The 22,476-nt window shown below is 57.1% G+C and carries 19 protein-coding genes; 14 read left to right on the top strand and 5 right to left on the bottom strand.

Annotation, left to right across the window (positions count from 1 at the left end):
• From VNL17_08705 to glnS, 3 genes are all read left to right on the top strand, one after another.
• A partial coding sequence (locus tag VNL17_08705) for a vitamin B12-dependent ribonucleotide reductase (protein ID HXI84154.1) occupies positions 1-779 on the top strand: 779 nt, incomplete at its 5' end.
• 168 nt (positions 780-947) lie between these two features.
• A complete protein-coding gene (locus tag VNL17_08710; GenBank protein HXI84155.1) occupies positions 948-1,265 on the top strand; it encodes a hypothetical protein in 318 nt (105 codons plus the stop codon).
• 113 nt (positions 1,266-1,378) lie between these two features.
• Entirely contained in the window at positions 1,379-3,199 is a 1,821-nt protein-coding gene (glnS, locus tag VNL17_08715) for a glutamine--tRNA ligase (GenBank protein HXI84156.1), read from the top strand.
• A 71-nt stretch (positions 3,200-3,270) separates the two neighbouring features.
• Here the strand turns inward: glnS and VNL17_08720 are convergent, their stop codons facing one another.
• Together VNL17_08720 and VNL17_08725 are read right to left on the bottom strand one after the other, a co-directional pair.
• A complete protein-coding gene (locus VNL17_08720) occupies positions 3,271-3,639 on the bottom strand; it encodes a VOC family protein (GenBank protein HXI84157.1) in 369 nt (122 codons plus the stop codon).
• A 46-nt stretch (positions 3,640-3,685) separates the two neighbouring features.
• Complete coding sequence (locus VNL17_08725; GenBank protein ID HXI84158.1) at positions 3,686-4,204, bottom strand: hypothetical protein; 519 nt, start codon at positions 4,202-4,204, stop codon at positions 3,686-3,688.
• A gap of 157 nt (positions 4,205-4,361) precedes the next feature.
• On the opposite strand from VNL17_08725, the gene VNL17_08730 reads away from it, so the two are divergent.
• Both VNL17_08730 and VNL17_08735 read left to right on the top strand, forming a co-directional pair.
• On the top strand, positions 4,362-5,381 hold the full coding sequence (locus VNL17_08730; protein ID HXI84159.1) for a hypothetical protein: 1,020 nt from the start codon (positions 4,362-4,364) through the stop codon (positions 5,379-5,381).
• Positions 5,382-5,387: 6 nt separating this feature from the next.
• Positions 5,388-6,407: an ATP-grasp domain-containing protein gene (locus tag VNL17_08735; GenBank protein ID HXI84160.1), complete on the top strand. Its 1,020-nt coding sequence runs from the start codon at positions 5,388-5,390 to the stop codon at positions 6,405-6,407.
• A 33-nt stretch (positions 6,408-6,440) separates the two neighbouring features.
• Here the strand turns inward: VNL17_08735 and VNL17_08740 are convergent, their stop codons facing one another.
• Positions 6,441-7,169 (bottom strand): thioredoxin family protein, encoded by a 729-nt coding sequence (locus tag VNL17_08740; GenBank protein HXI84161.1) that lies wholly within the window; start codon positions 7,167-7,169, stop codon positions 6,441-6,443.
• Positions 7,170-7,262: 93 nt separating this feature from the next.
• Here VNL17_08740 and VNL17_08745 point away from each other — a divergent pair, with 93 nt between their 5' ends.
• Positions 7,263-8,390: an alpha/beta hydrolase-fold protein gene (locus VNL17_08745; GenBank protein ID HXI84162.1), complete on the top strand. Its 1,128-nt coding sequence runs from the start codon at positions 7,263-7,265 to the stop codon at positions 8,388-8,390.
• A 3-nt stretch (positions 8,391-8,393) separates the two neighbouring features.
• Here the strand turns inward: VNL17_08745 and VNL17_08750 are convergent, their stop codons facing one another.
• A complete protein-coding gene (locus VNL17_08750) occupies positions 8,394-12,119 on the bottom strand; it encodes a TIM-barrel domain-containing protein (GenBank protein ID HXI84163.1) in 3,726 nt (1,241 codons plus the stop codon).
• A gap of 225 nt (positions 12,120-12,344) precedes the next feature.
• Between VNL17_08750 and hydA the strand changes: the two genes are divergently transcribed.
• The 7 genes from hydA to VNL17_08785 all read left to right on the top strand — a co-directional run bounded on the left by hydA (position 12,345) and on the right by VNL17_08785 (position 19,501).
• The gene (hydA, locus tag VNL17_08755) at positions 12,345-13,730 is read left to right on the top strand and encodes a dihydropyrimidinase (GenBank protein ID HXI84164.1); all 1,386 of its coding nucleotides are present in this window, start codon (positions 12,345-12,347) and stop codon (positions 13,728-13,730) included.
• Positions 13,731-13,774: 44 nt separating this feature from the next.
• A complete protein-coding gene (locus tag VNL17_08760) occupies positions 13,775-14,059 on the top strand; it encodes an addiction module protein (GenBank protein HXI84165.1) in 285 nt (94 codons plus the stop codon).
• A 916-nt stretch (positions 14,060-14,975) separates the two neighbouring features.
• Positions 14,976-15,470, top strand: a complete 495-nt coding sequence (locus tag VNL17_08765; GenBank protein HXI84166.1) for a hypothetical protein — start codon at positions 14,976-14,978, stop codon at positions 15,468-15,470.
• A 131-nt stretch (positions 15,471-15,601) separates the two neighbouring features.
• On the top strand, positions 15,602-15,751 hold the full coding sequence (locus VNL17_08770) for a hypothetical protein (protein HXI84167.1): 150 nt from the start codon (positions 15,602-15,604) through the stop codon (positions 15,749-15,751).
• Between the two features lie 582 nt (positions 15,752-16,333).
• Entirely contained in the window at positions 16,334-17,767 is a 1,434-nt protein-coding gene (locus VNL17_08775; protein HXI84168.1) for an NAD(P)-dependent oxidoreductase, read from the top strand.
• 12 nt (positions 17,768-17,779) lie between these two features.
• Positions 17,780-19,069: an NAD-dependent dihydropyrimidine dehydrogenase subunit PreA gene (gene preA / locus VNL17_08780; protein ID HXI84169.1), complete on the top strand. Its 1,290-nt coding sequence runs from the start codon at positions 17,780-17,782 to the stop codon at positions 19,067-19,069.
• Positions 19,070-19,096: 27 nt separating this feature from the next.
• Positions 19,097-19,501 (top strand): hypothetical protein, encoded by a 405-nt coding sequence (locus tag VNL17_08785; protein HXI84170.1) that lies wholly within the window; start codon positions 19,097-19,099, stop codon positions 19,499-19,501.
• A 30-nt stretch (positions 19,502-19,531) separates the two neighbouring features.
• Here the strand turns inward: VNL17_08785 and VNL17_08790 are convergent, their stop codons facing one another.
• Positions 19,532-20,977, bottom strand: a complete 1,446-nt coding sequence (locus tag VNL17_08790) for a thiolase family protein (GenBank protein HXI84171.1) — start codon at positions 20,975-20,977, stop codon at positions 19,532-19,534.
• A gap of 138 nt (positions 20,978-21,115) precedes the next feature.
• Between VNL17_08790 and VNL17_08795 the strand changes: the two genes are divergently transcribed.
• Positions 21,116-22,408 carry an aspartate aminotransferase family protein gene (locus VNL17_08795; protein ID HXI84172.1) on the top strand — a complete coding sequence of 431 codons (1,293 nt, stop codon included), beginning with the start codon at positions 21,116-21,118 and terminating at the stop codon, positions 22,406-22,408.
• Positions 22,409-22,476 lie beyond the last annotated feature (68 nt).

A 22,476-nucleotide genomic window follows, 5' to 3' on the forward strand; every position in this document is an offset into this window, starting at 1 on the left:
AACGCTCGCAGCCGCTCAATACGTCCCGGAACGGCGGCGACACACCCGCCGAAAAGGCCGTGAAGGAAGCCGATTCTTTCAAGTCCCGCATTGGCGAACTCGAGGATGAAGTCGCGAAGTTGCGCGTCCGGCTCGGGGCCCCGGCGCGTCATCGCCTGCCGGACACGCGCCAGGCCGTGACCCACAAGTTCGATATCGCCGGCCACGAAGGCTACATCACGGTGGGGTTGTTCGACGATGGCGTCCCAGGCGAATTGTTCATCACCATGGCGAAGGAAGGGTCAACCATCGGCGGTTTGATGGACACGATCGGCACGCTCGTCAGTCTCTCGCTCCAATACGGCGTGCCGCTGGAGACGCTCGTGAAGAAGTTCGCGCACCAGCGTTTCGAGCCGAGCGGGTTCACGAAGAATCCCGATATCCCGATTGCCAAGTCGATTAGCGATTACCTGTTCCGCTGGCTGGGCTGCCAATTTATCCCCGGCTATCGCGAGGCCAATTCACCCAATGCCGGTCAGTCGGAACTTCCGCTCAAAGAAGACGCCGAGCAGGAAAAGAAATTGGTCAATAAACCCGTGAGCTACCTGGAGCAAACGGAAGAGCCGCCGTCGCGCCCGACAGGCAGCCATGGCAACCTTTCCGCCGTCCAGCAACTCAACCGAACGGTCCAGCATTTCATGCAGGACGCGCCCGCCTGCGATACCTGCGGCGCGATCACCGTCCGCAACGGCGCCTGCTACAAGTGCCTCAATTGCGGCAATTCCATGGGGTGCTCCTAGGGAATCGGAGCGGGTGGTACCAAGAAGCCCCGGGAGTTAACCCGGGGCTTTTTGTTTGTAGTTATGGCGCTGTGTGAGCGCGAATTGACCACTTTCCAAAGCTTGACGAATGGGGCCGCAGGCGCTTAGATTATCCCCCCTTACAACAGACAATTCAGGAGACACATTATGGCAGCACCATCAGCACCCAAAGCAGGTACGACGAACGCGCGCCCGAAAGCGAAAGACGGCGCGGGCGGCAAAAAAGAGGCGAAGGTAGTTTACCCGAGTGAATTCGGTTCGCACACCAGCATGGCCAATGAGGAATTGACCGGCAAGATCGCCGCGGCCAGCCAGGACGCGACGGATGCGTGGGTGATACTTGTCGACGAACGCGGGCCGTTTGCCACGCGCAAGTCGCGGCTCGATACCGGCCTGGCCGATCCGAACCGCTTTCTGGACCAACCGGCGCGCGACAAGGTCGTCAAAGACCTTACGCCGGCGTAAGATCGCAGCCGATTTTTCCGAGCGTCAGGGTCTTACGGCCCTGGCGCTCTTGTCGTTTATGCGGGGCGCTTGCCCTGCCACGTCAGGAATGGTATTGCCTAGGAACAGAATTTATGTCGAACGAAAATCCAAATACACCCGCTGCCGAACCGAACGATTTCATCCGCGAAATGGTCCGTCAGGACATCGCGTCGGGGAAGTACAAGGCGCCCGTCACGCGATTCCCACCGGAACCGAACGGCTACCTGCATATCGGCCACGCGAAATCCATCTGCCTGAACTTCGGTATCGCCCGCGAATTCGGCGGCCAGTGCAACCTGCGCATGGACGACACCAATCCTACGAAGGAAGAGGTCGAGTACGTGGATTCCATCACGACCGATGTGAAATGGCTGATCGACGGGTGGGCCGACCATTGCTTTGGCCTCAAACCTGCGGGAAAAACGCCGGAAGGACACGAAGTTAACGGGAAGAAGGATTTCTTCTTGCCTGCCATCGTTGGTTCTCACGCATCGCCAGTCGAACCTTTCTACGCCTCGGACTATTTCGACCAGATTTACGAATGGGCGGTCGAACTGATCAAGCGGGGCAAGGCTTACGTTTGCGATCTCTCGCCCGAGGAAACGGAGGCGTATCGCGGCGCGCCCGACAAGCCCGGCAAGGACAGCCCGTTCCGCAACCGCTCGGTCGAGGAGAGCCTCGACTTGTTTACGCGCATGAAGAACGGCGAGTTCCCCGACGGCAAACGGACGTTGCGGTCGAAGATCGACATGGCGTCACCTAACATCTGGCTGCGCGACCCGTTGCTCTACCGTATCCGCCACGCCGCGCACCATCACACGGGCGACAAGTGGTGCATCTACCCGATGTATGACTTCGCCCATTGCCTGAGCGACTACATCGAAGGCATCACGCACAGTATTTGCACGCTCGAATTCGAAGTGCACCGGCCGCTCTACGACTGGATTCTCGAAAACCTCGACCTGCCGCGCCCGTTGCCGCACCAGTACGAATTCGCCAAGCTGATCCCGAGCTACACGATCGTTTCCAAGCGCAAGCTGATCCAGCTCGTGAACGACAAGGTGGTCACCGGCTGGGACGACCCGCGCATGCCGACCATCAGCGGCATCCGCCGGCGCGGCGTGCCCGCCAGCGCATTGCGCAGTTTCGCCATCGGCGTCGGCGTCACGAAATTCATCAGCCTCACCGACATGGCCGTGTTCGACCACGCCATCCGCGAGGACCTCAACAAACGCGCCCTGCGCCGCCTCGCCGTCCTGCGTCCGCTCAAGTTGACCATCACGAATCTGTCCCCGCATCACTACGAGGAACTCGACGCGGTCAACAATCCCGAGGACCCAGGCACCGGCACGCGCAAGATCCCCTTTGGTAACACACTCTACATCGAGCAGGACGACTTCATGGAAACCCCGCCGCCGAAGTTCTTTCGCTTAAAACCCGGTGGCGAAGTCCGATTGAAGTACGCCTATATCATCAAGTGCGATGAAGTGGTAAAAGACGCCTCCGGCAAAGTGGTCGAACTCCGCTGCACCGCTGATCTCGACAGCAAATCCGGCGGCCCGACCTCCAGCCGCAAAATCAAAGGCACGATCCACTGGGTCAGCGCCCAGCACGCCATCGACGTCGAAGCCCGTCTCTACGACCGTCTATTCACCGTGCCGGAGCCCGACGCCGAAGGTGACTTCAAGAAGAACCTCAACCCACACAGCCTCGAAGTCGTCACCGCCAAATGCGAGCCGTCGATGGTCGACGCCAACTTCAAAGAGCGCTACCAGTTCGAACGCCTCGGCTACTTCACCCTCGATCCCGATTCCGACATCGAGCCCCCAACCCCGAGTCAGCGTAAGTTGGTGCTCAACCGCACCATCACACTGAAAGACACCTGGGCGAAGATTGAAAGCAAAGCGAAGTGACCGTGACCAGAGCCGTCACTGCCTACCATGTTGAAGCTGCTCCAGCATCGTTTGGTCGTGAGATCACGCCGTCAGGATTCCTTGCGACGGTGAAGGGTAATCTTGTTCCCGTCGGGATCCTGCACCGTGGCCATGGAGCAACTGGGTAGTGCCAGTGGGCCAATGATGATTGGCACTTTATGCTCGCGCAGCGTGGCAACTGCCGCGTCGAAATCCTCGACCTCCAGTGCGGTGGATGGACCGTCCGGAGAAGGTTTCCATTGCGGCGAACAACCGATGCCGAGCGTCCCCGGACCAATGTTGTATTCAATCCATTTTTGGTCTTCCGCCTTCAACGGCGCGTTCGGCTTCAGGCCGAGGACACCCTCGTAGAATTTCCGGGCGCGACCGATGTCGGTAACGGGGTAGGCAGTAAAAGCGATTTCTTTGTAACGAATCATAAGACGTTCCTCTCTTCGGGTTCGCACTGCGTTGAGCGAGCCAGTCCTATTGGTCGATCATGTGAAGTACGGCATTGGGATCGGCAGCTTCCCGTGAATGAAAACTGTCGAAGTCGCCGCGCACCAACTTCAAAGCATACCGTTCGCGCTCAATTTCCTTCCGGGTTCGCACGCCAAAGCGTCGCGCCACCGGTAGCGGAGGGAGCCAGCCGAGTGTGACCCGCAGCAGTAGAAATGCCGCGGGCACCAGCGGCACGATCAGCCACCAGCGACTCGCGAAGGCGCCCATGAGCAAGCCCACAATCATAATGATTGGTGCAGCGGTTTCCAGCCGCCGGTCAATGTCCCATTCGCGATCGAGTTTGTTGAGCCGGCTCGAAATCAACCCATGGTCGGCGCGGCTGTAAAGACGAATCATGTCCACCGTTTCTCGATCAATACGTGCGTTGACCTCAGGCTCGGTGTTTTGGCGGATCCGATCAAGGCGAATCGCGGCAGTTCCAGAATCCGCCGGGTAGTCGGGTGTGGTTGATGACAGCGGTTGGTTTTGATCTATCCTTTTCATAAGCAATCTCCCCTTGCACAATATATTTGAGACATGACGGAATTCAACTGCGCGGGGCGTTGTTTGTGACCTAAGAGAATTACTGAAGCGGAACTAGGAGTTTAAACGAGGGCGACCCAAAGACGAGTGAGGTTGTGAGACGTGCTATAGTGGCGGGATGAACGCCGTTGCTTGGGCTGAACTGCCGGAGGAAGCGTTGTTGGAGTTGAAGATCTCGGCGCTGGGGTTGGCGTTGCCGGGGACGGAAGTGCAGCCGTTGGTGGAGCAACTCTACGGCGATCTGGCCCAGAAGGGCCTGACCTTTCGACCCCCGTGCTTCGTCGGCGACGAGTGGTTTGTGCCGGTGGGCATCCCGGCGATTGCGATCCCGTTTTTTCTGGTGCATCCCCGCCTGCGCGAGCTGGAGCGGAAGCTGATGCTGGAAGTCGAGGGGGACTCGCGCGCGGAATTTCTCCGGCTCATCCGCCACGAAGCCGGCCACGCTTACGCCTTCGCGTACCGGCTGCCGCGGCGGAAGAAATGGCAGGCGCAGTTTGGGTTATCGTCGAACGAGGACACGCCGAGCACCTATCGGCCGCGACCGTACAGCCGGTCGTTTGTGACGCACCTCGACGATTGGTACGCGCAGGCGCATCCCGATGAAGATTTTGCCGAGACGTTCGCGGTGTGGTTGACGCCGGGGTTGGACTGGCGCGCGCGGTACGCCGGATGGAAGGCGCTGGAGAAGCTCGAATATGTGGACGAGTTGATGAAGTCGCTGGCCGGGCAGTCGCCGCTGGTCGCGCCGCAGTTCCGGGAGAAGGAAAATTCGTATCTGAACATCAAGTTGCAGACGTATTACGCGCGGAAACGCCGGGCGTATGCGGAGGATTTCCCGGATTTCTTCGATCGCGACTTGCATCGGTTGTTTGCGGTAGGACCGGCCGCGACGCCGCGGGTACCGGCGTCGCGATTTCTGCGCGCGCACCGGCAACGCATCATCGCCGCCGTCGGCGCGTGGACCGGCGGCAAGAAGTATACCGTGAACCAACTGGTGCGCGACCTGAGCCAGCGGTGCGACAAGTTGGAGTTGCAAGCGGGAGCCGACGACCCGGCGCTGTTGGTGCAAGTGACGGCGTACCTGACGGCGTTGGTGACGAATTATTTGTTTACCGGGAAGTTCAAACGGACTAAATAATTCCCCATGTCTGCGACCGACAAAGTCCTGGTGTTGTGCGACACATTGAGCCCGACGGAGCTCGACGAGGATTACACCGAGGAGCTCAAAACCCCCGAGTGGGTTGTCGCGGCCGATGTGGTCGGGGCGTTGCGCGCGCTTGGCCACCCGACCGCGTTGCTGGGATTGTATGACAACCTCGATTTGATCCGTCAAAAAATCGCCGCGTTCCAGCCCGACGTGATCTTCAATATCCTCGATTGCTTCAAGGGGAATAGCGCGTTGGACCAGCACATTGCGTCGCTGTTGGAATTGCAGGGAGTCCCGTTCACCGGCTGCGGCGCGTTGGGTTTGACGCTCTCCAAACACAAAGGAATCGCCAAGCAAATCCTCGGCTATCACCGGATCCGCGTGCCGCAATTTGCGTTGTTCCCGCCCGGAAAGAAAATCGTCCGGCCGCGACGGTTGCAGTTTCCGGTGTTCATCAAGCCGACAAAAGAGGAAGCCTCCTATGGCATCGCCCAGGCCTCGTTCGTGGAAACCGACGAACAACTGACGGAGCGCGTCGCCTTCATCCACGAAAAATTCCGGCAGGACGCCATCGTCGAGGAATACATCCACGGCCGGGAACTCTACGTCAGCGTGCTCGGCAACGACCGTCTGCAAGTGTTCCCGATCCGCGAAATGTTGTTTCAAGAAATCCCGCCCGACGAACCGCGGTTCGCCAGCTTTAAGGCCAAGTGGGACGACGACTACCGGAAACGCTGGGGCATCGTCAATCGTTTTGCCCACGACCTCGACGCGGCGTTGGTCAAGAAGATCGAGCGCATCTGCAAGAGGATTTACCGGCTACTCGCCATTACCGGCTACGCGCGCATTGACCTGCGGTTGACCGATGACGGCCAGATTGTGTTCATCGAGGCCAATCCCAATCCAATCCTTGCCGTCGAGGAGGACTTCGCCCAATCAGCCGCCAAAGCCAGCCTCGCCTACCCGCAACTCATCGAAAAGATTCTCGCCCTCGCCAAAACAACCCGCCGCGAGTAAGGGCTTACCGGCCACCGCTTGGCCAATACGACGCTAGCTGGTGGCCGCGGCTTCCACGGCTTTTCTCACTCGCATTTCGTCCGCGCCGATCACGATGTCCACCTCGCCGCCTTGCTTGTCGTAGATGATGATGCGCGGGATGGCGGTCGCTTTGTATTCCTTCGCAAGGTCGGGATGTTTGTCCACGTTCACTTTTTGCACCACGACACTGGAATTTTCTTCGGCGATCTTTTCCAGGACCGGGCTGATCCTTCGGCACGGGCCGCACCAATCGGCGTAAAAATCGACAATCGTGATTTTGCCGTGCTCGGGCTGGATGGATCCCCGGGCTTGAGGGCGAGAATTGGCCGCGGAGGCTGCTGCAGGCTTGGGATGGGCGGGGGGAGGAGCCGGCTTGTTGGCCGCTTCGGTATTCGTCATACTGGCCGTAAGATCCGTCACCTCGGCAATGGCGACGTGTCGCGGCGTGCCATCTGTAACGCCCACCGTAAGAACGCCATCTTCCAAACCCAGCAACTTTCCGTTTATGATGGTATGGTCGCGCATCGTAACCGCGGCTACCCGAGAATCGAAATCGATTCGCTTGACCTCTCCGAGTTTCACATGGGTCACGCTGCCGTCCTTATCGGCAAATTCGAATCGCTGATTAAAAAGTGCAAGAACGCGCCCCTCGGATTTCGTGCCGTTCTGGAATTCGATCACATCCGCGCGGACGCCCAGGGTGAGTGCAATCCAGACAAGAACTGGCAGAATTTGTTTCATTGGCGGAAGCCTTTGGAGCAGGTTTCCGGCCTAATTTGCCGCTCGTTTGCAGCTTGCGCCCATACCACCTTATCGCGTACGAATAGTTAACTTATGCGCGCAAAACTCCTGCTGACGCTATCTATGATCACCCTCACTACATCAGCCTTCTCGGAGCCTTTGATTTGGCCGGAAGTTCATCCGGACCGCAGCGTGACCTTTCGTCTGAAAGCGCCGAATGCGAACTCAGTCGTGTTGCGCTACGATCTCGGAACCAACGCCCTGCAGCGGGATGAGCAGGGGATTTGGTCGGTCACTACCGAACCACTCGAACCGGACATCTACTCGTATTCCTTTCTGGTGGATGGCCTCCGCATCAACGATCCCGCCAATTCGTTTCTCAAATACAGTTTGATCGACACCGAGAGCCAGTTCCGCGTGCCCGGCCCGGCGACGTTGCCCTGGGAAATCAATGATGTGCCCCATGGCGTGATTCATCGCCATCATTACCGGTCAAAAATCTGCGACGACGAACGCGATTTGCTGGTTTACACCCCACCCGGTTACAATCCCGCCGCCCACAAAGTCTACCCGGTGCTCTATCTTCTGCATGGTTTTAGCGACGCTGAGGATGCGTGGATTGATGTGGGTCGTGCGAACGTGATTCTCGACAATCTCATCGCGCGGAAGCAGGCCAAGCCGATGGTGGTCGTGATGCCGCTGGGTTATGGCACCTTGCATATGTTGGACGGCGGCTGGGAGGCGAAACATACCGGGCCAGAATGGTGGAAACTTCGCGATGACAGCTTCACGAGATTCCATGATTCGCTCCTGACCGAGATCATGCCGACCGTGGAAAAGAATTATCGTGTCTCGACCGATCGGAAAGCTCGCGCCATCGCCGGGCTATCGATGGGCGGCGAACAATCACTGGTTTTCGGGCTCAATGGGCTCGATAATTTTGCGTGGATTGGGGCGTTCAGCTCAGGCGGTCTCAAGAACATCGATTTCGATCAGAAATTCCCCGACACGCACGGGAAGATCAATAGCCGACTCCGCTTGCTATGGATGTCCTGCGGCAAAAAGGACGAACTTTTCGATAGCAACGAGAAGCTTGAGCAGTGGCTGACGGCAAAAGGCGTCGTCCACACGTGGGTGAAGCAGCCGGGCAAACACAACTTCCTGACGTGGCGCCGGTCCCTCATCGAGTTCGTGCCGCTGCTGTTCCAGGAAAAACGGTAGCCCTTACGGCGTAAGCCGGGCGCGGTAGAACCGCTGGGGAACCGAGGCCGCGCCGGGGTCGGTGATCTGGACAATGCCGTCATTGCCCGCGAGGTTGTTAGTAACCACAGACCATGTGCCGCCCACCAAATCGGTGCAACTTTCGACGTCGTACACCTTCCCGAGAACACTGGTGAAACTCACAAGGTAGTCGACGCCGCTGGGCTGGATTGCCGTGACGTGGAAGAGTGATGCGGAATTGGTCGGGTCGGTGCCGGTAAGATATTCCTTGAGGTTATTCATACCGTCGCCATCGGGATCGCACGTGGCGCACGACGCGTAGTTCGTCGTCGCGCCTGTCGGGTCAAAGTTTGAGAAAAACTGGGCGCGCCACGTATCCAGGATGCCATCGCCAACGGAATCGCCCGAGAGCGCCTGCACGGAGTAGGCGAGGTTGGCGTCGTTGAACGTGAACCGATAAGTTCCATTGAGAGTGGCGTTGATGAGGATATTTGTGTGCGAGTTCGCCTTCCCGGTGCCGGTGAGCGGGATGCCGAACTGCGTCTGCGAACCAACATTCTCACCCCAATTCGACGTCCAGGCGCCGTTGGCGGTGAACTTGAACTGGATATTGGTCACGTTGCTGAAGCTGACGTCATATTGCCAGGTGTCATTGGCGACGAGCGACATGTTGTTGAGCGTCTGGTTCCAGCCATTGAACGTGCCGGCCAGGGTCATCGAGGCGTACGGGCTGGCCAGCACCGGTACCACGCTATACGCCAGCGTTTGATCGTTGAAGGTGAACCGGTAATTTCCGTTGAACGTGCCGCTTACCAAAATGTTCGTGGACGAATTCAGGATGGCCGTGCTGGAAATCGGCAATGTCAGGGATTGTGCTGTGCCACCCCAGTTGGTCGCCCAGGTGCCGTTGGCGGCGAACTTGAATTGGAAATTCGTAAGACTGCTAAAGCTCGTGTCGTATTGCCAGGTCCGGGCGCCGACGAGCTGCATGTTGTTGAGCGCCTGGTTCCACCCGTTAAACGTGCCGGCGACGGTCATGGAAGCGTAGGGATCGCTCGTGCTCCAGACGACGTGGACTGTTTGCGCGCCGGCGGTGTCGGTGATCTTGACCTCCAGTTTGCCATCCGGCGTCATCAACCAGCCGGGAGCCGGCGAATTGGTGTTGGCCAACTGGTTCAGCGGCGAACCGTTGAGACTCACCGCCGACACGGCGGACGGGTTGTAGACGAAAATGTTGTAGTTAGTGCGCCCCGGATTGTAGCTACCCTGGCGCGCGCCGATGGTGAAGTCCCAATTGGTCGAGGTGCGCGAGCTGGTGAACGTGGTCGAGGCGAAGACGCCGTTGGTGAAATCCCAACCCTCGCCCGCATCCTCGTACAGCGTAAAGGAAGAACTGGTCTCGGGCCAGCAGTTGAGATTGAGGTAACCCGGTGTGAACTGGTTCGCAAATTGCATCGACGGCCCCATGGGGATGATCGCGTCGGCGCGCACGAACAACGGGAGCGTGCCGAGTGGCGCATTGACGGAGACGGTGCTACCGCCACCGTACTTCGTGTTCGTGGGCCAGTAGTACCAGTTGGACGGCCACGGGAGATAAACGCTACGGGTCGTGGCGCCCTGGGTGTAGATGGGCGCCGCGAGGAGGTAATCGCCACAGAGGAAATCGAATTCGTTGAGGGAATACGTATTCGCGTCGGTGTAGTAATTGAACACGACAGGCGTATTCATCGGCGTGCCGCCGACCGCCGCGTTGCGCATCAGCGTGTAGAGATAGGGCATCAGTTGGTAGCGGAACTGGATGTTATTGCGCATCAGATTGCAGTAATTCGTGCCGTCCGCTGACGGATAATTCTGCCACGGCGTGAATCGCCACGGCTCGCGGCCCTGGTTGCCGTCGGGCCAGACGTTATCACCCTTGGAAGAATGGTTGCGGAAGAACGGCAACAACGCGCCCCATTCGTGCCAGCGGGTCAGCAATTCACCCGTGACGCTCCCCGAGAACCCGCCGAGATCATGGCCATAGGTGGCCTGACCGGAAATCATCGTGTTGATCCCCAGACGAATACAGGCCTGGGCGTAGTACCAATTGGCCACCGTGTCGCCGCTCCAACCGGCGGCGTACTGCTGGACGCCAGAGAATCCGGAGCGGGACAACACGAAAGGCCGTCGATTCGGATATTGCGTGTGCAGAATGTCGTAACTCGAAGAGGCTTGTCGGATGCTGAAATAGTTTCTCTCGTTCGACCATTGACGGCGCGTGTCGGTGTTGGAATTCCCGTAGCGACCATCCAGCCACAAGAGTCCATTGATGGGAATCTGCTGGTTGTCTTCCGGCTCGGCCAGGTCGTTCCAGATGCCGCCAAACGGGAAGGAATTTAGCCAGTTCATGACCTTGGTCTTCCAACGATTTCGCATGGCCGTGCTCGTGTAATCGAACCACGAGACGTTCCCGACGAAAATGCCGGCGGTAAACTCTGCGGAGCTATTGTTCTTGATGAAGTCGAGGTTGGTGTAAGTATCGGTGTACAACGGATCAGCGGGCTCCAGCCAGGGCTCGATCAGCGGAATGAGTTTTACTCCGAAGCTCGCCGCATTCGTCGCCATGCCGAATGGATCCGGGTAGTAGGTCGTGTTGACGGTCAACTGCTTCAGCGGGCCGATTGTATTGTGGCTCGTGTCCGTGCTGTAATTCATGTAATCGATATCGAGGTAAACTGCCTCGAGAGGGATGTTGCTGTCAGTGGCGGTGTGGGAGATGTACTGCACCCAGCCTTGGTCCCAATACGAGAAGCGCCCCAGATGGTAGCCCATCGCCCATTTCGGCAGCATCTGCGGTCGGCCGGTTACCTCGGAGTAGCGGTCAATCACGGACTTCATCGTGTGGTTGGCGTCACCGCCGAGGAAAAAATAATCCATCTGCCCGTCACCGGCCTCGAATGAGTATTGGTAGGACGACTGCGTCCCCATGCGGAACGTCGGCCGGCAGGGATTGTTGAAGAAGATGCCGTAAACGAATGCGGGTATCGCGCCATTGGCGGGCTGCACGCCGTAGAAAAAGGGCGTGTTCATGTACATCGGATTCTGTCCGTCGCCCCAATGATAGGACTGGTTGTTCCAGCAAATCATGTTCAGGCCGCGCCGGTTCGATTGCCCGGCGTATTCACCAAAGCCAAAGTACGCCTGGCTGGCGGGCATGAGCTTGGTGCACTTCAGTCTCGAAATACCCACGGGGAGTGCGGTGCCACCGGGCATCGTGTAGGTGGAATCGTATTGGATGGAATTCGTGGGGTCATCCTGCAAGAGGGTGTACCCGGCATTTCGATCCACGAAATCAACTTTCAACGGGTTCTTGTTGACGAGGACATTGAGCTGTGGCGTTTGGATGAGATAATTCGTTCCCTGGTCGGTAATGCTGGTGGCCACGGCAACCCAGTTGCTGAACGGCTTGGCGATCATCGGCTCCTCTTTGTTAGAGAGGCCCGTGTAGTGATAGTGGATCCGTACGACATCGGTCGCCCACGGGGTTACTTCCGCCGTGCCGCCATTGCTGACACTGAAGAAGTACATGCTATTGCCCGAGGTTGGATCGTTGCTCACTGTGAGGCTGGTTATTGAGCCGATCGAGGTGACGGCCGCCGTGACGGTTCGAGGGATGATGAGCAGCGTGGGGATCAGTACAAAAACGATACTGGCGGCGACATACCCTGGTCGCAGTTTCCGCAGCATCATGGCTCGAAACCTTTTTTGAACATCCCGCTCACGCCTTATCGTACCCGTCGGTAAATCGCTTTACAGAAGGTTCTACTTATAAGCCAGGACGGCCCAGAGCGCAAGCCATTTCTGGCCCAAGCGCCTGCTTCCGTTGGCGTCTGCGATGGATACTTGATTTCACTTTCGTCGGCGGGGTAGTATCGTGTTTGTCAAACAAAACGGCGAGAGCCTCGGAGGTTTTCCATGTCACTCCTCATTAAGAACGGTCGGATCGTCACCGCCAGCGAGCAATACACGGCGGACATTTATTGCGAAGGCGAACAAATCACCCGCATCGGCACGAATCTGGAAGCGCCGCCGAACGCGACCGTGATCGACGCCAAAGGGAAGTATGTGTTCCCCGGTTTCATCGATCCGCATGTGCACATTTATTTGCCGTTCATGGGGACGTATGCGAAGGACACGCATGAGACAGCGAGTAAGGCGGCACTCGTCGGTGGCACGACGACGATGATCGAAATGATTTGCCAGGCGCGTAACCAGCAGCCGCTGGCCGACGGTTTTGAGTTCTGGCTGGGCAAGGCGGAAAAGAATTCCGCGTGTGATTTCACGTTTCACCAGGCGGTCTCGCGCCTCGACAAGGAAGCCGAAGGGCAATTAATTGATATTGTCAAAGCGGGCATCAGCAGCTTCAAGGTTTTCCTTGCGTATAAGGGCGCGTTCGATCTTACCGACGAGGAGCTGTATCACACGATGCGGCTCGCCAAGAAACTCGGCGTGATCGTCACGGCCCATTGCGAGAATCCCGATCTTATCGTGCAGACGCAGAAGAAACTTCTCAGCGAAGGCAAGACCGGGCCGGAGTGGCATTATTGGAGCCGACCGCCGCGCGTCGAGGCCGAGGGCGTCCATCACCTGCTGACGTTCGCGGAGATGCACGACACGCACGTGTACACGGTCCATACGAGTTGCGAAGAATCGATCAATGAAGCGATGCTCGGCAAGCAACGCGGCATAAATGTTTGGATCGAGACACTCATCCAGTACCTCGTGCTCGACAAAAGCTATGCCGAATTGCCGAACTTTGAAGGGTCGAAGTACGTCATGTCGCCTCCCTTGCGCGACAAGAAGAACCAGGACGTCCACTGGAACGGGTTGCGCCAACGTTTCATCAGCACCGTCGCTACCGACCACGCGCCCTTTGATTTCAAGGGCCAGAAGGAAATGGGTCGCGGCGACTTCACCAAGATTCCCAACGGCATCCCGTCATTGGAAGAGCGTATCAACCTGCTGTACACCCACGGCGTGTGCGAAGGCCGGCTCGATCTCAATACGATGGTCGATTGCGCCAGTACCCAGGCCGCCAAATTGTTCGGACTGTTCCCCCGCAAAGGAACGATTGCCGTCGGCAGCGATGCCGACCTCGTCGTGTACGATCCCGACTATCGCGGCAAGATCTCGCAGAAGACGCAGTTAATGAACCTCGACTACAGCGCGTTTGAAGGTTGGGAAATCAAAGGCCGACCAAGCGTGGTCACCGTGAGAGGCGAAGTCGCAGCGAAGGACGGCAAATTTGTCGGCAAAGTTGGCCGCGGGAAACTCGTGAAGCGCGACCCGACGCATTTTTGAGTGATTCGTGTTGAGACGTGGGAAAGTTGGCGTAGGATAACGATATGGGGATCGATCAACTCATTCAGGAGATTCTACGACTGCCGCGGGAAACGCGGGCCTTGCTGGTGGAAAAGCTCTTGAAGAGTCTTGATTCTCGGGAGGATTTTTACATCAGCCCTGCGTGGCGCCAAGAAATCCGTAGGCGTCGGGATGAGCTTGAGTCGGGTGCAGTGAAGCCGGTGCCAGCCGACGAGGTCTTCAAGAAGCTCGCGGAGAGGTTTGGATGCGCACCATCGGCATTTGGCTTTTGGAATAATCGTGACGATGCCACCTGCGATGACTTATAGACATGGCGATGTTGTTCTCGTGCCGTTCCCGTTCAAATGCGAACCAACGCATTTTTGATCTGACTTGTTAAAGAAAGCCAACCTAGCCATCACCGAATGCAAAAGCCTTCAAAAGAATCCATCATTACTAGGGCTTTTGTCCGAATGGCGCGTTCGTGGTGTCACAGGTCGGAAAAACGAGTGGCTTTGTGGCGTTTCTGCCGAAAAGGTTCGGCGCATCGCAATTTCGGCACTAGTTGAGTCCGGCCTGCCGTTCCAGTCCATCAACGAGTAATGGCCCGTTCAGTTTGCCTTTTTGTTTCGGCGCGGCTCCGTCGAGAGTATAATCAGAAATGGGCGAAACAGTGAAAGCGGGATGGGCAAAGACTAGTCGCTAATACATGTTGGGCCACAATGTCCACCAATCTGAAAATATGGGAACGTCGTGTTTTGGAAATGCAAGGTTGCAAGGGCATTGCAGATTTGGTCAGGAAGTATGGCGAGCCGCATCACAAGGTTCAGCAGGATGGTTTTGAGATTTGGCATTACCCCCTTGGAGCAGCATCCGGGAAGCTTTACAGCGTCCATGTTTCGGTGTGGCCGGACAAATGCCAAGCGTATATGTTTTTTGAGCCTACGAGTCTCAGCGACACTCCACCACTGCGAATTTGGTGGCAGTTCTGGAAGTGATGATGTGGATGACCATGAGGTCTAGAGTAAACCGCTCCGGTCACTCGTACAATAGTTCAGCGCGGGTCTTCTGTTTGGGCTTTTTTCGTGGTTCGAGCAGGAGCTTAATCGGTAATCGGTGAAGCGGTGTAGAAGGATGGGTAATGCTTTTTGCTCTCTAATCGGACAAGCAGCGTGAGGTTTGCAAGATTGTGTTGTCAGATGTATGAAGTAAAACATCAGCGTTAAAAAAAAGAATGGTCAGTCTATGACAGCTAAGTTCCTTAAGCGGATAATCGGTTCCGAAGACACAGGCGGCCAGATTTCTCCATTCGCGCTTTCCGTCGCATTACTCATATGTTCGCTTGTTTGGCTCGTCGGTGCGTGTGTGTGTTATGCGACGAGTGCTTCCAAGGACGATTCAGCAACACCTTTATTTTGGATGCTGGTACTAATGGTGACTCCCTCGATTTGCTTTAGTATCGGTATTGTTTTGGTGAATACACCTCAGCAAGTAAGGCTTTCTTGGTTTGATAGGTGCGCGTTGGCGGCAGCATTTCTCCCTGTCACCCTCGGCAGTGTATTGGCATTTTGGGCGGTTAAGGTATTTTTTTGGGCAAGCTTTCTAGAGGCTTCAGTTGTCCTGAAGATTTTCGGAGCATTGGGTGCCCTTGCTCTGGGTGCAATTTCTGGCGCGATAATTTGGAAGACCACTCGGAATTATTTGTCGAGCAAACGGCCAGATGAGAGACAGGTGGCCTAGCAACTCGCTGGAGCCAATACCGATTGCAACTTCCGACTCAGCCTTTTGACCGATAACTGAAAAGAATAGAAGTGCAAGCGCTCAGTCGCCAGCTAGCTTGTCGGCTTGGCGAGCTGTGCTAGGTTTTTATCATGATCCGAAAGCTCAAATCGGGGAAGTATCGGCTGTACTCCCGCAAGAAGAACTCGAAGACGGGGAAGCGGCGGAATCTTGGGACGTTCAATTCCCGTAGCGCTGCGCAGAAACACGAGCGCGCGGTGCAGTTTTTCAAACGACACTAAGTGAGCTAGCTCTCTTGGAAGAGGAGTCGGCCTTGTTTATCGTTAATTGATATTTTTTGCTGGACGCGCTATGATGCGATGGGTATAGTTACGAACGAATGAACGCTCAACTTCTAACGCGCAACGCCCAACTTTCAAGCCTGCGTCGCGAGCGAGAAAAACACCCCTCACCTCAATCCTCTCCCCCCAAGGGGAGAGGCAGGGCCGGGTCGGCCTGCGCCGAAACTTCGGCGCTACACCTGGGGCCATATATGTGTTTTTGCGAAACGAACCCACCGATTTTGGAGTCGAGTTGTTGTGTATCAGCGGCACTACAAGAGACTTATGTCGTTTGCAGAGGCGATTTGCAGGTAGGTTCGTTTTCCAAAACGAACCCACCGGGAGGGTGTTTTCGGGGGGTGTTTAGGGAAAATCGGTCTGTTTTTGGGACGTTTCTGCGCCGGTTTGCCGAGTTTAAGACACAGAAAACCACTCTGGATTTTAGCGTTGCTCCTTTCCCATGGCCGCATATAATTCGTTGACAGGGCGAGGGCAGTTGCGAACCCCGTCCACAGGGCCGCGCGAATCGGAGACCATTCATCAATGATTAAGAATCTTGCCCCGAAGTTGACCGATGCGGAGTACGAGAAGAATTTCGCGGACATCAACCCGCCGTTCGCGCCCCACAATGCCAAGATCGAGGCCAACCGATGCCTGTATTGCTTCGACGCGCCATGCATCCGCGCCTGCCCGACGCACATCGACATTCCCGCGTTCATCAAAAAGATCGCTTCCGGCAACATGCGCGGGAGCGCGAAGGAGATTCTTGACGCCAACATTCTCGGCATGAGCTGTGGGCGGATTTGTCCTGTGGATTCACTGTGTGAAGGCGCCTGCGTGTACAATGAGCGCGACGTCGAGGCGATTGAGATCGGACGGTTGCAGCGCTATTCGATCGATTGGTTTTACGAGAACTGGGACAAGACGAAGCACATGTTCAAGGCGGGCAAGTCCAACGGGAAAACAGTCGCGTGCATCGGCGGCGGACCCGCGAGTCTTTCCGCGGCGTTCTACCTCGCGCAACTCGGTTATGCGGTCACGATTTACGACAAGAACGATAAGCCCGGTGGCCTGAATACCTACGGCATCGCGCGCTATAAGATGTCGGCCGAGGAAGCGCTCAAGGAAGTGAAGCTCGTCGAGCACGTTGGCGTGAAGTTCAAGCAGAAGTGCGAGATCGGCAAGCACCTGGCCGTCGACAAGCTCACGAAAGACAGCGACGCCGTGTTCGTCGGGGTCGGCCTTGGGCAGACCGAAGACCTTGGAATTCCCGGTGAAGGCTTACCGGGTGTGGTGGACGCGATCACGTTCATCGACGAACTCAAACACAAGAAGCTCCGTGATGTGCGGGTCGGTCGTCGCATTGCGGTCATTGGCGCGGGAAATACTTCCGTGGACGCCGCGACGCAGTCGAAGCGGCTGGGCGCAGAGATGGTGATGGTGTTGTATCGCCGCTCGGAAGAGGAAATGCCGGCGTACGAATACGAGTACGAGATCGCCAAGAAGGACGGGTGCGTTTACTATTTCCTCACAGCACCGAAACGCATTGTCGGCAAAGGCGCTGTCGAGGGCATTGAATGCGTCCGCATGAAGCTCGGCAAGCCGGATGCGTCGGGACGACCGGCGCCCGAGCCGATTGCCGGCAGCGAATTTATTTTGGAATGCGACATGGTGATCAAGTCGCTCGGGCAGAAGAAGCAGGGTGAGTTTGCGAAGAAAGTGCTTGGCTTGAAAACTGACAATCGTGGCCGCATCACGGTCGATGAGATCACCATGCAGACGAGTAATCCGAAATTTTACGCGGGCGGCGACTGCGTCAACGGCGGCCGCGAAGTGGTCAACGCTGTGGCGCACGGCAAGCGCGCGGCGTGGGCGATTCACAAGAAGTTGAGCGGCGAGGACATCGACCTGGACGGTTTGTGGAAGAACGAGACGATTCGCCGCAACGCCAACACAGCGGAGCACCAGTACGCCTAGGAGGACACAGCCATGGCAGATTTAAGTATCAATTGCGGCGGCATCAAATCACCCAACCCGTTTTGGCTCGCCAGCGCGCCACCGACCAACAGCGGCGGGCAGATCCAGCGCGCCTTTGATTTGGGGTGGGGCGGCGCCGTGTGGAAAACGCTCGGCGAAACCATCATTAATGTTAACTCGCGCTTCTGGTCGCTCGACTACGGTTCGACCCGCATGATGGGTCTCAACAATATCGAACTCATCACTGCGCGTCCGTGGGACACGAACATCCGCGAGATCATCGAGACGAAGAAGAAGTACCCGAAGAACGCCGTTATCGTTTCGATGATGATTGAGTCGAAACAGGAGGCGTGGCACGAGGCCGTCAAGGAAGTCAACGATACGGGGTGCGACGGGATCGAATTGAATTTTGGTTGCCCGCACGGGATGAGCGAACGCGGCATGGGCAGCGCGGTCGGCCAGGTTCCCGAGTATACCAAGATGATCACGGAGTGGGTGAAGGAAGTCGCGGAGGTTCCCGTGCTCGTGAAGTTGACGCCGAACATAAGCAACATCGCCGTGATGGGACGCGCGGCTGCCGCCGGGAAGGCGGACGGCATCTCGTTGATCAACACGATCAATTCGATCATGGGCGTCAACCTCGATAATTTCGCGCCGTACCCGAGTGTGGACGGGAAGGGGAGTCACGGCGGTTATTGCGGTCCCGCGGTCAAGCCCATCGCGCTCAACATGGTCAGCGCGATTGCGAAGGATAAGGAGATCGGCATTCCCGTTTCGGGCATTGGCGGCATCACGACGTGGCAGGACGCGGTGGAATTCATGGTGCTCGGCGCGACGAGCGTGCAGGTCTGTACGGCGGTGATGCATTACGGCTATCGCATCGTCGAGGACATGATCGACGGTCTCGGTAACTGGATGGATGAGAAGGGCTACAAGAAGTGCACCGACTTCATCGGCAAGGCGCTGCCGAACATCAAGGACTGGAGCGATCTCAATCTCAATTACAAACTTGTCGCCCGCATCAACTCCGATCTTTGCATCGGCTGCGAACTCTGTCATGTCGCCGCGTGGGACGGTTCACATCAATGCATCGATCTCGAAATGGGCAACGGCCACCGCGTGCCAGTCATTAATGATCCCGAGTGCGTCGGCTGTAATCTTTGCATGCTCGTCTGTCCCGTCGACGGTTGCATCCAGATGGTCGAGGTTCCCACCGGCAAGAAGTCGACGTCATGGCGCCAGTATCAGGCGGAGTTGGCGAAGAACCCGAAGTGCGAGCCGCCGGGTTACATCGAACACTAGATTTTTCCGCGTTCAGAAGCGCCTTCGATGTCCACTACTCAACAATTGCTAGATGATAAATCGTTCCTGGCATTCCCCCTGCACGATGCCAAGTTCGGAAGTCTAACAACAATCCCTGCTGCTGCTGGTGGTTTTGACATTCATCTCAAGGCTGAACTCCATGAGCAAGAGAGCTTTGGTGCTCCGGTCAAGTTCCACCCGGTAACGCTTGTTCTTGAAAGTGTCAGGGCTTCCCAATACAAAGTATTCGAGGTTTATAACTATCCAGAGGTTATTGCGGATTGGGAAATCGTCCAGAAATCGCCCGTTATTGAAGAACTGAAACAAAAGAATTGTTTTGGGGTGAATAGCTTGGTGCACTACAGATTTATTCTTTCCGGCGGTTCACAGCTCGACATTGCGGCGCAAAAGGTCTTCCTAATCGAAAACTAAAGATCGCACAGAATTGCGTTCGTTCTGGATTTACTCGTAGACGTAACGGTTGAAGGTGCCGCGGGCGACTGTGGAGATCTTCACTTCTTCGCCCCAAGCCGTCTGGACTTTGTCGTTCGCGGGCGCGGCGAGGATGTGTTTGCCGCCGCAGTTTACGACCCCGACCGTGTAAGCGCCTTCGAGGCTGCCCACTTGCGGATAGACCGTCGTGGAGACTTCCAGGATTCCTTGCGGTAGCACCGGCTTGTGTGGTTCGTTGTTGTGAGGAAGTGGTTCGGGCTGCCAACGACGAAAATGATGGCGATAGCGGCGGTTGCCGACCTTATCGAGAATCGTCACCGCGATGTTGTTGCCTGGCCCGCCAATACTGTGACAGATGGCGACCTTCGGTTTCTTCACCTGCAAGCCGGCCGGCGCTTCGCCGCGAAGTTGTCGGCAAGCCTCGATGATCTTGATCAGTCCGGTGCCGCCCAGCGCGTGCAAGTCTTTCAGTCCGCCGGAGATGTTCGTCGGAATCGCGCCATCCTTGTCCAACGTTCCCTTCTCGATAGCCTTGATGGCTTCGGCGTGCGTGAAGATGCCCAGGTCGACGAGGTTCAGCAAAAACAGCGGCCCGAACGCATCGTGTTGTTCGATGATCAGCCCGCTCAGGTCAGCTGGATGAAGGATACCCGCCTGCTTGTAGGCCTTGCGCGCCGCCCAACGCGTGGCTTCGAGGTGATCAATATAATAGCGGTCGAAAATCCGCGAGCCATCCACCGCGTGGCCGACGCCGGAAATCTCAATGTCGCTCTCCTTATTGGTGACGAGGATTGCACCGGCCGCGTCGCTCGTGGGACAGGAGTCGAAAAGGCTAAGTGGCGTCGCGACGGGAGGGTTGCGCACGGCGTCACGGTACTCTTCCGCTGTGATTTTTTTTCCAGCAAATTGCGCGTCAGGATTCGCCGCGGCATAGCGATATTCGCGGATGGCGATTTTTTCCAGCAATGCCTGGAAATCCGGTAGCGAAACGTTGTTAATTCGGGCGTACTCCAACGAGATCAACGCAATCGCGGACGGCATCGTCAACCCGCAGGCGCGATCGATGGGATCGACTACTTCGCCGATGATGCGGGAACGTTCTTCGCGCGCGACCGCGCTCATCTTTTCGCCGCCGACGGCGAGCACGCGTTTGCAGCGTCCGCTGGCGACGGCGTCGAACGCGCGGAGCAGGGCGGTGTGTCCGTTCGAAGCGGTCTCGACGCGTTCGGCTTCCGCGCCGCGCAGGCCGAGACGGTCGGCGACCTTGGTGGCGATGTTGCCTTCGCCGGTGAAGGAAGAAATATTCTGGACGGAGACGAAGACGCCCTCGATGCGGCTCGGGTCAACCTTGGAAAGGATTTTCTGGGCCGGCTCGCACAAGAGATCGACCAGCGAGAGATCAGTCTTCTTATACGCCTTCGTGCGTTCGGCCTGCTGGATGTAAACCTTCAACATTCCCTCTTTTCTTAGCACCTCTAGTGCCACTGATGAGTCCAGCTTTATAATAGTTGAGGTGTTATTCTCTTGCCAGTGCCAGTTAAAGAATTGGTATGATGTTTAGCGAGCAAAACGACAATTTTGAGAGGAAATGGAATGACGACCAAAGAACTTTACGACCAGTACATGATCACGAGCATGGTGGCCGGCTTCGAACCGATTGAGGTCGAGCAGGCGCATGGCACGACCATCACCGGCAGCGACGGCAAAACGTATCTCGACTGCTTCAGCGGCATCTCGGTTGTCAACGCGGGGCACAATCACCCGAAGGTCATCGCCGCGGCGAAAGCGCAGATGGACAAACTGGTCCACTGCTCCACGTACATTTATTACAGTCCGACCGCGGGACTATTGGCCAAGCGCCTCGCGGAGATCACGCCTGGCAAGTTGCAGAAGACTTTTTTTGCCAACAGCGGCGCGGAGGCCGTTGAGGGCGCGATGCGACTGGCCAAACAGTTCACCGGCAAGAGAGAACTTATTGCGTTGACTCAGAGTTTTCATGGACGCACCGCCGGTACGCTCTCGGTGACCGGTAATTACGCGCGCAAGAAAGGTTCCGGCCCGTATCTCTCCGGCGTGGCGTTCGCGCCGGCGCCACACTCTTATCGGTGCCCGTTCAAGACCAGTACGCCGGATGATTGCGCGGCGGCTTGCGCGGAGGCGATTGAGGACGTGATCCGCTCGCAGACGTCCATGGATGTGGCGGCGTTTATTGCGGAGTCGGTGCTGGGCGAGGGCGGCATCATCGTTCCGCCGGACAACTATTTCAAATACGCCAAGGCGATTTGTGACAAGCACGGCATTCTGTTCATTTGCGATGAAGTGCAGAGCGGTTTCGGGCGCACGGGCAAGATGTTCGCCATCGAACATTACGGCGTCGAGCCGGACATCATGGCGACGGCCAAGGGCATTGCCGACGGGTTCCCATTGGGTGCGTTCACGGCGCGGGCGGATGTGGGCGGCGCGTTCAAGCCCGGCGACCATCTCTCCACGTTCGGCGGCAACCCGGTCAGTTGCGCCGCCGCGCTGGCTAACATTGATGTGCTGATTCAGGAGAAGCTGTCGGAGAACTCGGCGGCCCGGGGCGAGCAGATTATGAAACGGTTGCGGAAGTTTGCCGAAAGCGCGCCGTTGATCGGTGACGTGCGCGGTAAAGGGCTGATGATCGGCGTCGAGCTGGTCAAGGACAAAGAGAAGACCCCCGCCGTCGCGGAAACCAAGGAAGTCCGGCGACTGTGCCGCGAAGCGGGCGTATTGGTCGGCGCCGGCGGCACGTTCGCGAACGTCATTCGCCTGCAACCGCCGTTGACATTGACTGCTGCTGAGGCTGACCGGGTTTGCGATGTGGTCAGCGATGCGGTGGCTAAAACGTCCGCTACCAAGAAGTAGGGCGTGCCAATAATTGCTACGGAATCTGGTTGTTCTCGGCTGCGGCGCTCAGGATGACAACCAAACCA

It is taken from the genome of Verrucomicrobiia bacterium (genome assembly GCA_035577545.1).
Classification (GTDB): Bacteria; Verrucomicrobiota; Verrucomicrobiia; order Palsa-1439; family Palsa-1439; genus Palsa-1439.